The organism is Microcystis sp. M083S1 (genome assembly GCF_020246405.1).
Taxonomy (GTDB): Bacteria; Cyanobacteriota; Cyanobacteriia; order Cyanobacteriales; family Microcystaceae; genus Microcystis; species Microcystis aeruginosa_C.
On the sequence record NZ_JADBTB010000246.1, the window covers coordinates 1 to 12000 of the forward strand.

Annotated in this window: 13 protein-coding genes and 1 pseudogene; 4 read left to right on the forward strand and 10 right to left on the reverse strand. The window is 46.1% G+C overall.

The annotated features are described in order from the left end of the window. Window positions 1-131 precede the first annotated feature (131 nt). Window positions 132-917 carry a homoserine O-acetyltransferase family protein gene (locus tag IM450_RS21990; RefSeq protein ID WP_287668298.1) on the forward strand — a complete coding sequence of 262 codons (786 nt, stop codon included), beginning with the start codon at window positions 132-134 and terminating at the stop codon, window positions 915-917. A gap of 129 nt (window positions 918-1046) precedes the next feature. Beyond that, window positions 1047-2231 (forward strand): DNA cytosine methyltransferase, encoded by a 1185-nt coding sequence (locus tag IM450_RS21995; protein ID WP_052276021.1) that lies wholly within the window; start codon window positions 1047-1049, stop codon window positions 2229-2231. Here IM450_RS21995 and IM450_RS22000 read toward each other — a convergent pair. The 10 genes and pseudogenes from IM450_RS22000 to cysK all read right to left on the reverse strand — a co-directional run bounded on the left by IM450_RS22000 (window position 2197) and on the right by cysK (window position 9998). Beyond that, window positions 2197-3102, reverse strand: coding sequence for a restriction endonuclease (locus IM450_RS22000; RefSeq protein WP_106908934.1), 906 nt, complete (start codon window positions 3100-3102; stop codon window positions 2197-2199). The two genes, IM450_RS21995 and IM450_RS22000, sit on opposite strands and share 35 nt — an antisense overlap. Further along, window positions 3071-3367 (reverse strand): helix-turn-helix domain-containing protein, encoded by a 297-nt coding sequence (locus IM450_RS22005; RefSeq protein ID WP_228020860.1) that lies wholly within the window; start codon window positions 3365-3367, stop codon window positions 3071-3073. The genes IM450_RS22000 and IM450_RS22005 overlap by 32 nt, the downstream gene beginning before the upstream one ends. An 81-nt stretch (window positions 3368-3448) precedes the next feature. Beyond that, window positions 3449-4156, reverse strand: coding sequence for an MBL fold metallo-hydrolase (locus IM450_RS22010; RefSeq protein WP_287668316.1), 708 nt, complete (start codon window positions 4154-4156; stop codon window positions 3449-3451). Between the two features lie 963 nt (window positions 4157-5119). Continuing rightward, window positions 5120-5599 (reverse strand): annotated as a pseudogene (locus IM450_RS22015) (FAD/NAD(P)-binding protein); the annotation flags it as partial. 392 nt (window positions 5600-5991) lie between these two features. Further along, the gene (locus IM450_RS22020) at window positions 5992-6630 is read right to left on the reverse strand and encodes a cadmium resistance transporter (RefSeq protein WP_002803137.1); all 639 of its coding nucleotides are present in this window, start codon (window positions 6628-6630) and stop codon (window positions 5992-5994) included. Between the two features lie 30 nt (window positions 6631-6660). Then, a complete protein-coding gene (locus IM450_RS22025) occupies window positions 6661-7236 on the reverse strand; it encodes a Crp/Fnr family transcriptional regulator (RefSeq protein WP_287668304.1) in 576 nt (191 codons plus the stop codon). Between the two features lie 158 nt (window positions 7237-7394). Then, complete coding sequence (locus IM450_RS22030) at window positions 7395-8069, reverse strand: hypothetical protein (protein ID WP_287668307.1); 675 nt, start codon at window positions 8067-8069, stop codon at window positions 7395-7397. 218 nt (window positions 8070-8287) lie between these two features. Beyond that, window positions 8288-8824 carry an MgtC/SapB family protein gene (locus IM450_RS22035; RefSeq protein ID WP_002793801.1) on the reverse strand — a complete coding sequence of 179 codons (537 nt, stop codon included), beginning with the start codon at window positions 8822-8824 and terminating at the stop codon, window positions 8288-8290. Window positions 8825-8900: 76 nt separating this feature from the next. Continuing rightward, on the reverse strand, window positions 8901-9035 hold the full coding sequence (locus tag IM450_RS22040; RefSeq protein ID WP_287668310.1) for a hypothetical protein: 135 nt from the start codon (window positions 9033-9035) through the stop codon (window positions 8901-8903). Window positions 9036-9050: 15 nt separating this feature from the next. Next, on the reverse strand, window positions 9051-9998 hold the full coding sequence (cysK, locus tag IM450_RS22045) for a cysteine synthase A (protein ID WP_287668313.1): 948 nt from the start codon (window positions 9996-9998) through the stop codon (window positions 9051-9053). Window positions 9999-10665: 667 nt separating this feature from the next. Here cysK and IM450_RS22050 point away from each other — a divergent pair. After that, the gene (locus IM450_RS22050) at window positions 10666-11184 is read left to right on the forward strand and encodes a phycocyanin subunit beta (protein WP_002733930.1); all 519 of its coding nucleotides are present in this window, start codon (window positions 10666-10668) and stop codon (window positions 11182-11184) included. A gap of 55 nt (window positions 11185-11239) precedes the next feature. Continuing rightward, window positions 11240-11731, forward strand: coding sequence for a phycocyanin subunit alpha (cpcA, locus tag IM450_RS22055; protein ID WP_002803130.1), 492 nt, complete (start codon window positions 11240-11242; stop codon window positions 11729-11731). Window positions 11732-12000 lie beyond the last annotated feature (269 nt).

Here is a 12000-nt window from a genome sequence, read left to right on the forward strand (position 1 = left end):
CAAATATTTTGAGTATAAATACTCTATATACTCACTTCTCTGCGATGCAGTCGCACTCGCGGGAGCGCATTTTGTAGCTCGCTTAAAGCTTTGTTTCTGTCTGTATCACTTGTTACTTTTTAAAATGAGAATTGCTGGGTAAACCCTACGGTCCGACTTTCCAGGAGATTACCGTCCGGGATATGGTTCACCTACAACGGCTGTTGGTGGACGCATTGGGGATCGAGTCTTTGCGATTGGTGATCGGGGGTTCTTTGGGAGGAATGCAGGTTTTGGAGTGGGCGCTACTGTACCCGGAGAGGACGCGATCGATCGCTGTGATTGCGGCTTCGGGACGACATTCGGCCTGGTGTATCGCACTAGGAGAGGCTCAAAGGGGAGCGATCTATGCCGATCCCCATTGGCAAGGGGGAAATTATGCGCTCGATCGCCCTCCGGCCCGGGGTTTATCGGCAGCCCGGATGATGGCGATGACTACCTACCGATCGCACGCCAGTTTCGAGTCCCGTTTCGGCCGGGAGTACGGGGAGGGGGGAGAGTTTACGATCGCCCGCTATTTAGAATATCAGGGGAGAAAGTTAGTCGAACGTTTTGACGCTAATGCTTATATCACCTTAAGTAGGGCGATGGATCGTCATGATGTCACCCGGACGGGAAAAAGTTACGAATCGGTTTTACAGTCGATTCAACAACCGACGGCGATCGTGGCGATCGATTCTGATCTTCTTTATCCTCCCGTAGAACAAGAGGAGTTGGCGAAATATATCCCCAATTCTGAATTGTTTTGTTTGCGATCGCCGCACGGTCACGATGCGTTTTTAATGGATGGTGATATGGATGCGTTGAATGATCTTCTCGTCACTTTCGGGAATGGCTGGGAAATGGGAAATGGTCCCCGGTTGGGGATGGTGGGGTAGAGAGCGATCGGGGATTGATGACGACTAGGTTAAAAGTAGCTTGACTTTGTTACTCTACCTTCCATAGGCGTGACTTGATTTTTTGTGGACGATGTGTCACAATAAACCATATATATTCAAGTCAGAGCAATGTCAGAACTTCAATTATCATTATTCCCTCAAAATAATCAAGATATTGAAAAGACGAAAAAAGTCAAATTAGGACGTTATGAAAAAATTCAACGGGAACTACTGACCATCAAGCGTGATTTACATCAAGTTTTTGTGGATGTTAATTGTCCGATCGCTCCTCATCTAACTTATAACTTCATTGATTTATTTTGTGGTGCTGGTGGCATAACTCAAGGTTTAGTTCAGGCAAATTTTCATCCAGCAGCAAGTGTTGAAATCAATCCTGTCGCTTCATTAACACATCGGTACAACTTCCCACAATGCCATCATTTCTGTGGTGATATTCATGACTTTCAAGCAGAGAAATGGCTTATCTTGGCAGGCTCACCCGATATACATTTAGTGGTTGGAGGTCCGCCGTGTCAGGGTTTTTCGGTCGCTGGTAAACGAGATCCCAATGATCCTCGAAATCAATTATTTAAAGAGTTTATAAGAGTGGTTTCTGAAATTCAGCCTTGGTATGTCGTCATGGAAAATGTGCCAGGGATTCTCACGATGCAAAAAGGCAAGGTGAAAGAAACTATCTTAGAAGAGTTTGAATCGATCGGTTATTCTAATATTTCGATCGCTATTCTTGAATCTGCCGCTTATGGAATTCCTCAAATTAGACCGAGAGCAATTTTTATAGCTAATAGATTCGATCTACCTAATCCTTATCCTCAACCTCAATTACTACCTCATCAATATATTCCGATAGAGTCGGCTATTTCCGATTTACCTGCTTACACGCCTATTCCCGAAATTAATCATGAATGGACACGCCATTCCTCGAAGTATATGGAACGGATCGCACGAGTACCCCCCGGTGGCTCTCTCTATGAAACCTACGTTGATGCTTTTAAGCGCCAGTATCCAGGCAAACCGAGTATGACCATCAAAGAAAATCATGGAGGTACACATATTCATCCCCATCTTAATCGAGTTATTTCCGCCCGTGAAATGGCCAGACTTCAATCTTTCCCCGATTCGTTTATTTTTGAGGGAACCATGAAAAAAGCTATGTGGCAAATTGGTAATGCGGTTCCCCCACGTTTAGCCGAATGTATCGGATACGCTTTAATTCCTTATCTCAACAAAGTTGCTTTACAGCTAGAGCAAGAATCGCAGATTAATCAGAATTTAAATCCGATAGCTTGCGGTTGAGAGCAATTCTCCATTTCTGCAAATCATACCATCCACAGCCACTACACCCTACTTCCGCCACTTTTCCACTTTTTGGAATGGTATCCGGCCATTTTTCATCACCCTCATAATAGTATTGGATACCGAAGGGATAGCCCCGATCCCCTGTTTGGTAGCATTTACGGCAGACTTCACGCTTCTGTAAATTGCGCTGATTCGTCAAAAGTTGAAATTGTTCTCGAATCTCCGTATCGGCCAAATGCTCTAATGAATCTCGTCTCGTATCGTTTCCCCAACGAATTTCTGGAAATTTATGGTCGGGTAACAGATTATCTTTCCCTACAGTCTTACCCTCGTAAGCATCATAACCACCGAGCAGATCAATGATTTTCTTTCGTAGGGATGACGACCATACTTCGTATCCAGATATTCCACCACGAGGTAGAGGAACAAGTATAATATGCGTTTTCTTGGAACCACAAGTCGGGCATTTTTTTGATGTATGAGTTGCGATCGTATATCCCATTTCTTTTAAATCTTGAATCCTTCTAGCCCAATTCGGATTCGGGGGTAATTGACAAGCAACACAAGTCCATTTAAAAGTGATGAGTACATCAAAGAATGATTTTGTTACTTCCGCTTCTTTCTGTAACCAGAAGACCTCTTGTTCTTGTCTCCACTTCGGATAATTACTCGGATGACAGTATAGAAAAGCTTGCTGAAGATATTCTTCGATTGCCGAAGATTCGGCCAGATCTACGCCAGTACGTCTATACTCAACTGGAATCGCGCCTTCCCAAATCGTACCGTCATCATATCGAAAAGTAACATCTATGTAACTTTCGGAAGCTTTTGAGTGTCTACGTTGTCCGTGTTGTACGATCTTTTCCATTGGTTTGATTAACTTTGTTTTCCAAGCCTTCTAATAGATTGGAGACATTGAGGTTCATTCCGTTCGCCAGACTAACAAGAGCGGTTACAGAAGGATTGCGAATCCCGCGCTCGATGCCAGAAATATATGTTCTATCTAGATTCGAGCGTGTCGCTAGTTCTTCTTGGGAAATACCTAGATTTTCTCTGTGTTGTCTTACTAACGAACCCAACGCTTTTAAAATTTTTGCCTTGTTTTCGTCCATAGCTCTATCCTGACCGAACATAGACGATGAGTCCACGGACGATCTGTCACATTCCGAGCGAAGCACTAGAAATCGAGCGGCTTTTGAGTATCGCTTGCCCGTTTATATCTGATAATCCATGACGAAAACCACCTTACCACCCCGTGCGTTGGCACTTAAGGCAGCGGTCATCTTCTTGGGATAGGGGAGATTGAGATTATTCATTAACTGAATAAAATCCTCGCGATTGCGGCCGGCGAAACGGGGATTCCAGCGCTTTTCCTCACCGATCGAGGAGACCGTTCTTCCCAGATAATCGTGACAGGGATAAACAAGCGTATCGTCGGGGAGGGTGAATAACTTCTCCGTCACCGTCCTGTATAGTACTTCCGGCGAACCGTTCTGAAAATCGGTGCGACCGCAACCGCGAATTAAGAGTGCATCCCCCGTTAATAGGCGTTTTTCATCGATGAGATAGGCTATATGACTATCGGTGTGGCCTGGAGTGGCGATCGCTTTTAGCTGCTGACCTGCCACGATCCAGAGGTCGCCATCGCGCACATAACCATCGATATCGCTCACTTCCGCGTTTTCGGGAACGAGGATCGAACAGTTGGTTAACTCGCGTAATCGGTGCGCTCCGGTGATATGGTCGGCGTGGACATGGGTTTCCATCGTGTAGCCTAGAGTTAACCCCAACTGCCAAAGAATCTGCCGATCGCGATCAACCTGTTCGAGGACCGGATCGATTAAAATCGCCTCCCCCGTAGCCGAATCAGCGATCAGATAGGTGTAGGTACTCGATTCCCTATCAAAAAGCTGGCGAAAAATCGGCGCTGCCGGCCGGAATGCGATCGAGTAGGCCGCGGGGAGAGAAATTCTCTCTTTCAGCGATCGCAACAAATCCCGGGCCAGTTCGGCCGCCTGTAAACGCAGTTCGGGAATGGCGGTGGTTTCCCAGAGATCGCCTTTGCGGGGATTTCCCAAAGTGTAGAGGGTTGGCGATGCCGTACCGTCCGGCCTGAGAATCGCCCCGTTGTCCGCGGTTTCGATACCACAATTCAAAGGATGGGAACGGATTAACCCCCGTTGGCGAAGATGAACGACGAGGGGATCGGTTATGGTCCTGTAATCGTTACTCGCGCCGGTACAGTTAATGATTCGATCGACGGTTAGGTTTAACAGGTTTCCCGTCCCCCGTTGACGGATAGTAACCTCTACACAGCCGTTTTTAACCTCAGCAGTTTCAATTCTTCCCCCATGATAGGTTAATTGTCCCGATTCTACAGCCTCATCGAGGATACCGGCGATCTCGTCGGCGACGCGATGGCGAAGAACCTCCCAATAGGCTTTCAGGTGGCGTAGAAATCTGGCGCGTTCCGCTATCGGCAGACAATGCCATAGACCTTGAGATATCGGACGTAAGGCGTTTAAAACGGCCCGCCAGTCGTGACCTTGACTCTCTGCGGTTTTTACCTCCGCGCGAATCCGCCCTAGGAGTCTCCGCGTGGTCTGGGGCGCGGTTTCGAGGGTGAGGAACGGGGGATAGGGATCGGTGGGTCGGTGCGATCGAGGGATCAGTCCATGACGGGAAACCGCGTCGATTTTGCCCGTGAATCCCCTTTGTGCCAGGGAAACCACCATATCCACCATCGTTAACCCCGTACCGACGAGCAGAATCGTCCCGTCGGGTTTTAGCTCGGCGAGTGTGTCCGTCTCCCAAGCGTCGCGGAGATAGAGGGAATTGAGAGACGCGAGGGGTTGGGGAACCGTTGCGGGAAAATTGCCCAGCGCCAGAACTACTTTAGCGGCGCTGATTTTCTTGCCTCCTTTGAGGGTAATTGTCGCCTTTTCCCCGTCGAGTGCCAGATCGATCGCCGCATCGGTAAACGTTTCCAGACGGTGATCGGCAATGGCGTTGTCCCGCGCTTCTTCTAGGATCGATCGGATGTATTTGCCGTACACTAGACGCGGGACGAAGCTGGCCGGATCGATTGATCGATAGCCGTTATCCGCTAACCAGTGGAGGAAATGTTCGGGATCGTCCTCGAAGGCGCTCATTTTGCCGGCGGGAATATTGAGCAGGTGGCCGCTGTCTCGCGTTCCGTAGGCGATCCCCGTACCGAGGGGTTTTCGGCGCTCGATCAGGGCGATCGATAATGGAGTCCCCGTGTCGCGTAACAGGTTCGCTGTCACCAGGGAACCACTAAATCCTCCCCCGATAATGGCGATGTCGAAAGTTGCAGAAAATTGATTCCGGTCAATGTAGCTCATAGATAAGTAGCTGGTTATAATTAAATTAAAAATGGATTTTAGGTTCGATCCCCCCTGCCCCCCTTGATAAGGGGGGTGCCGATCTCCCCTTAGTCCCCCCTTAATCCCCCTTTAATAAGGGGAGCATCTGATAATTTTTAACGCCTACCTACTTAACTATCGGGGAGGGAATTAGGGGTATGGTAAGGGTTAAAGAGTTAGTATTACTTGGTCTAAGTAAGTAGTTATAATTAAATTGAAGATAGATTTTGCCTCTGATCCCCCCTGCCCCCCTTGATAAGGGGGGTGCCGATAGGCGGGGGGATCCCCCCTGCCTCCCTTGATAAGGGGGGTGTCTGACAACTTTTAACACCTACCTACTTAGCTGAAAGATAATTTTTAGGCATTCTTGGTTAAGACATTAAAAATAAACGATAGGATTTGCTGTCAATTAAGATATAAATTCCTAGAATAATATAGATAAAAGGACTAATTTTATGTCCGTAGTTTGTAACCACTTTAGCTATCCTGGGATGGGTAATCAAAAAATAAGCTAGGGCGCACCAAATCCCCATCATGAGATAAAAAATTATCATGATAATTAAGACGTGCATCGGGTAATTATTGGCAAAAAGAGAGGTATAAATACCAATATTATCACCACCATTAGCCACAGTCACGGCGGCAACGTAATAGGTTTGAGAGGGAAAACGAGGAATAAAGGAGCGATTTTTAGAATAATTAACATCTTCTCTTACTTCTTGAATGTAATCCTCATTTTCCCTTGACAAAAGTTGTTTAATGCCGATAATTAGAGGGATAAATCCTAATAGACCAATCCATTCTTTAGAAACCAGTAACCCAAATAGTAAACCGAGGGAACTAGCTAGGAGAATCAGGGTAAAACCGAGGTATTGACCGATAATCAGGTGTCGAGGTCGAAAATTAGCATTAAGTCGCGAGAAAAACAACATTAGCACCATCAGATCATCAAGATTTGTGGCTACAAAACTCGTCACGCTAGTAATTAAAAGGGCTACTAACCAATTCATAGATTGAAAAAAGAGATAATCCTTCCCATTCTAAATCTCGTAGTGCCAGATTTCCTCCTCTCGTAAAAGAAGACGATGGACAGGAAGACGTTCCACGGCCCCCTGTTGTTCAAGATGATTAAGCGCCCGGGTAATTGTGACTCTAGTAGTTCCTAATAAGTCAGCGATATCCTGATGAGTTAGACGCACATCAATTAATTGTCCGGTACCGGTTTGTTTACCAAATTGATTGCCTAACCATGCCAGTAATTTCACAACCATAACATCAGTACGTTTGTAGCTACGAATAATACTTAGTTCTTGTGCTTGCTGAAGATGAGACAGCAGAATTTCTGCCATTTGATAACTCTCAAGTGTGGAAAAGGAAACTGCTTGCACAGGAGTGATGCACTCAACTTGATAGGGATTGACTCTCTCTAGGGTTTTGCCAACAAAATTGCCAGGTCCCCACAATCCCAAGACGATCAGGGTTCCATCTTCTAACCAGGTGGAGGTTTTCACGACTCCACTCTCGATTTTCCAGAAATTAGGGTTTCTCAGGGGCAAAATCGCCCGATTATCAAAGTGCCAGCGATGGGGGGTTGGTGGTTGATAGGTAAGCGTCATGATTGGTAATTAATTTTGATTAGGTACTTAGCTAGTCAAAAGCACAAGGCCGTCGAGAAAGGAGCTTTTTAGACGATTTAGGGCGTTTTGCGAAGATTTTGGGGTAAAAACGATAATTACCCCAAAAAAGACTGATTTTATGGCATTGCAAGCCCTATTTATTTCGGGGTGCTAGTCTTTTCCAGTTCCGTGGTGGCCGAGGAGATCAGTTCTTGCCAAGCTCGATCGCTTTCCTGTAGAGTCTGTTTAACCGCGTCGATGGTTTTTTCCACGCGAGTTTTCAGGAAAGGGGAAGCACTGTCTTTGAGTCGTTCGGTGTCGTCGGCTAAGATATCGATCGTCTCGGAGGTATTAACAAGGCTATTTTCTAGGGTAATAAGGTTGTTTTGCAGGGTTTCACTGAGTTTAGCCCCGGATTTGGTCAATTTTTTCGTCAATTTACTCACTTTTTCCCCTAGATCGTCAATATTGTCCGCTAAGTCCTCTAGGTTATCCTGTTGAGCTTCGATAATCTTCTTGTCGAGAGAAGGAGCGGCTAGTTGAGCCTTTAGGTCATCGATAGCCGATTTTGTCGCTTGGATGGCTTTTTCATAGGCAATTTGGGCATCTTCCAGAATTTTTGGGCTAGAAACCTCATTTTTGTTCTTGACTGGTTCCACCACAGTGCCACCGGTTGCTGTTGCACGGTCAATGACGGCCAACGGTTCGGGGAGTAGCGGCAAGGCGATCGCATTTCCCCTTCCACCGAGGAGCAAAGTGACAGTTAAGAGGAAAATCAGCAGCCGGAAAACTTGATTTTTGAGGCTTTGAAAGCTCTTATTTCGGTTGATCATAGTTGGACTTTCTCCTGTTCAGAAAAGTGTTTACTCGATCTAAATGTTATCATATAAAATATTTATTTGTTATTTATTTAAAAGAAATTTCATAAATAATTTATCATATTTTTTAATCGATAAACTGCCAGCAAAAACATAAGCTTTTCAAGCCAAAAAATAGTAAAGAAAAGCTTTTGCTCTCTTAATAAAAAAATTAATTTTTATTGCTTTTTTTATTAATGAGACGCTGAATTATCCGATGAGTCTATTTCTTGATTGATCCGAGATATTTTCTTCCGACCTTTAATATATTTGGCTAAAGGTTGTTTTTTCTTCAGTCGTTTAATGCCACTGAGGGTGGAGAGAGTGAAAAAAGTTCCCACGAGAACCATCTGCCATAAACCGCAGCCAGAAGCCGCGCCTAATCCTGCCGCTAACCAGATAGTCGCCGCCGAAGTCAAACCTTTCACTTGTACCTTATTTAGTTCCCGATGGGATTGTTGTAGGATGATTCCCGCCCCTAAAAAACCGACACCAGAAGCGACCCCTTGAATAGTGCGACTGAGGGCATTAGAAGACGCATAACCCACATCTCCTTCCGCTTGTAGGGGAATCATCACGAACATGGCAGCTCCGAGACTAACGATGATAAAAGTTCTCAATCCAGCCGGACGACCGCCTCGCTGTCGGTTATAACCAATCAGACAGCCGACGGCCATAGCCATACTGAGCCGAAAAATAATCGTTTGCCAATCTTCCGAGTCAAAAAACATTGCTTAACCCATCAAATGAGATAAAAACTTCGCCTAACTAATCAAGGCCTTTTCCAGATGCCGCTTTAAATCGTTTCTATTCTCGATCCCGATCGATAATCGTAGTAAAGCTGGTGTTATAGGTGGAAGTGAGATCAATGGGAATCGTTACCCCACCATGGCTAGAGTCTGATTCTTGCCCCCCATGAATCGCCCTCGTTGCAAATTCCATCAATTTACTGTCCTATTAGTCGATATCTTCGAGGTCTTTAAACAGGGCCGTGCTGAGGTAACGTTCCCCAAAACTAGGCTGAATCATGACGATTAATTTATCTTCGTTTTCGGGTCTTTTGCCCACCTGAATCGCCGCCCATAAAGCCGCCCCGGCCGAAATGCCCGATAGTAGTCCCTCCTGACGAGCTAACCGTCGCGCGTAGGCGAAAGCCTCTGTATCATCGACTATAATCACCTCATCGATTAATTCCGGTCGGAAAATGGCTGGGATAAAACCGGCGCCGATGCCTTGGATTTTGTGCGGCCCGGGTGGTCCTCCCGATAAGACGGGACTATTAGAGGGTTCAACTGCGATCGCTTGAAATTGGAGACGACGGGGTTTAATGGTTTCGGCAATACCGGTAATGGTTCCCCCGGTTCCCACGCCACCGATAACGATATCTACCAGACCATCGGTATCGGTCCAGATTTCTTCGGCGGTGGTTTCTCGGTGAATTTTCGGGTTGGCCGGGTTGCGGAACTGTTGCAAACTATAGGCGTTGGGGGTGTTTTCGACTATTTCCTCGTCCCTGGCGATCGCTCCTTTCATGCCCTGGCTACCCGGGGTTAATTCTAATTGCGCCCCGTAGGCTTTTAACATCGCCCGTCGTTCTAAACTCATGGTTTCGGGCATAGTCAGGATTAAGCGATAGCCTTTGGCCGCCGCTACCATGGCCAGGGCGATGCCGGTATTGCCGGAAGTGGGTTCCACCAGAATTGTTTTATCGGGGTGAATTAGTCCGGCGGCTTCCGCGTCCTCCACCATACTGACCCCGATGCGATCCTTAACCGAGGCGGCGGGGTTCATACTTTCCAGTTTGACGACGATGCGGGCTTTTACTCCCTCTGCCACTGGGATTCGATTCAGTTGGACTAGGGGAGTCCGTCCTACCAATTGGGTGATGTCTCTTGCGATCGGCATAATCCCACTTGCTTTATACTTGTTGGCTATTTTTAATTATATATGTATTTTAAATGTTTTACAATACTTTTTAGGTCGGAGTACACTGCGAAATGCTGGTGTTGGCACCTCTGACAACGTCGGCGGGGATTATCCCTGTCGATTTTTTTGCCTTGCCACTTTTTTTGTATATCGAAGCACAATCGGCAAAGTTGTCTTGGGAAATTTCTCTTAATTTAGTGAACTATTATTAGTATATAAAAGCACATTTCTTTAAACAACTTAAACGAATTATTAGAGAGATGAAAAGAGCGATACTTTTTCTTAGTATAGGGTTACACATTTAAGAAAGTTTTCTGAGATTTATCCTAAAAAATTATTTTTTTGCTGCTTTTTTAGGAAACAATTTTTAATAAATAAAGGTGTAAATATGGTCTATAAAATAATTCATGGCAAAAACGAAGTATGTCTGGAAGCGCCTATCAACGCTAAATTCAATTAACAAGAATTGTTCCTCGATATACAAAAAAATCTGGCCAAGGGAGAGTAAAACTTTTTTCAAGGACGATAGTATAGTCCCAAGAAAAAAACTCCTAGATACTTTATCGGAAAAAATAAAGAAAAGCCAGAGAAATCAACCTCGATATTTTGCCGAAACCAATCATCATTATAGGAGATGAAAACTATGGTGTTAGATGCCTTTGCCAAAGTCGTTTCCCAGGCCGATACCCGGGGGGAATACCTGAGCGAGAATCAAGTCAATGCCCTAATTGCCTTCGTCAAAGATGGTAATAAACGGGTCGATGTGGTCAATCGTCTTTCCAGTAATTCTTCTGCGATCGTTACCGATGCCGCGCGTAGTTTGTTTTCAGAACAGCCCGTTTTAGTTGCCCCCGGTGGCAACGCCTATACAAACCGTCGTGCCGCCGCCTGCTTGCGGGATTTGGAAATTATCCTGCGCTACGTTACCTATGCCACCTTCACCGGCGATGCCAGCATCCTTGATGATCGCGCCTTGAATGGTCTCCGGGAAACCTACGTCGCCCTAGGAGTTCCGGGAGCTTCTGTTGCGGCCGGAATTCTCAAGCTCAAAGACGCTTCCCTTGCCCTAGCGGCCGATCCCAACGGGATCACTCGCGGGGATTGCAGTTCTTTACTAGCAGAAGTCGCTTCTTACTTCGATCGAGCGGCGGCGGCAGTTTCCTGATGCTGTGACTTTCTTCTCTAAATCCGATTAAACTTTTGTAGGAGCAATTCCATCGATGACCAAGACACCTTTAACCGAAGCGGTGGCTACTGCCGATTCCCAAGGCCGTTTTCTCAGCAGTGCTGAATTACAAGTGGCGTTCGGTCGTTTCCGTCAAGCCGCCATCACCCTAGAAGGGGTAAAAATCCTCGCCCAAAAGGCCCCCAGTTTAGCCCAAGAAGCAGCCAACGCTGTCTATCAAAAATTTCCCTACACCACCCAACTCCAGGGGCCGAACTATGCCTACGATGAGCGGGGGAAATCCAAGTGCGTTCGCGATATCGGCTACTATATCCGAATTATCACCTATGCCCTCGTGGTAGGCGGTACAGGCCCGATCGATGAATATCTAGTCGCCGGTTTGAGTGAAATTAATAGTGCCTTTGAACTATCTCCTAGCTGGTATATCGAAGCCTTAAAATACATCAAAACCAATCACGGATTAAGTGGGGATGCTGCTGTGGAAGCTAATTCCTACATCGATTATGTGATCAACGCCCTTAGCTAATTTACGTCAACTTCACGTCAACATAAGCTCAAATCTCCTAAATTCACCTCGGGATGAGCGCCGAGGTTTTTTTGCGTCCGTCTAACTTAGGGCTTGCTGAAAAAGTTTTTCGGTGGTGGCAGGGTGTGGGGTGTGGGGTGTGGGGTGTGGGGTGTGGGGTTTTATCGATTTTCAGGTGGTCAACTACCTAATTTTCAGGGAAAAAGTACCTGAATTTTCCCCCCAATCACTCCAATGGTCGGCAATTTTTGAGAGAAAAAAAGTCTAAA

Coding starts and splice junctions, on each gene's coding strand:
- IM450_RS22005 (WP_228020860.1), bottom strand. CDS start 3,367: ATGTTCGGTCAGGATAGAGCTATGGACGAAAACAAGGCAAAAATTTTA.
- cysK (WP_287668313.1), bottom strand. CDS start 9,998: ATGCCGATCGCAAGAGACATCACCCAATTGGTAGGACGGACTCCCCTA.
- cpcA (WP_002803130.1), top strand. CDS start 11,240: ATGACCAAGACACCTTTAACCGAAGCGGTGGCTACTGCCGATTCCCAA.
- IM450_RS22000 (WP_106908934.1), bottom strand. CDS start 3,102: ATGGAAAAGATCGTACAACACGGACAACGTAGACACTCAAAAGCTTCC.
- IM450_RS22035 (WP_002793801.1), bottom strand. CDS start 8,824: ATGTTTTTTGACTCGGAAGATTGGCAAACGATTATTTTTCGGCTCAGT.
- IM450_RS22040 (WP_287668310.1), bottom strand. CDS start 9,035: ATGGAATTTGCAACGAGGGCGATTCATGGGGGGCAAGAATCAGACTCT.
- IM450_RS22030 (WP_287668307.1), bottom strand. CDS start 8,069: ATGATCAACCGAAATAAGAGCTTTCAAAGCCTCAAAAATCAAGTTTTC.
- IM450_RS21995 (WP_052276021.1), top strand. CDS start 1,047: ATGTCAGAACTTCAATTATCATTATTCCCTCAAAATAATCAAGATATT.
- IM450_RS22020 (WP_002803137.1), bottom strand. CDS start 6,630: ATGAATTGGTTAGTAGCCCTTTTAATTACTAGCGTGACGAGTTTTGTA.
- IM450_RS22025 (WP_287668304.1), bottom strand. CDS start 7,236: ATGACGCTTACCTATCAACCACCAACCCCCCATCGCTGGCACTTTGAT.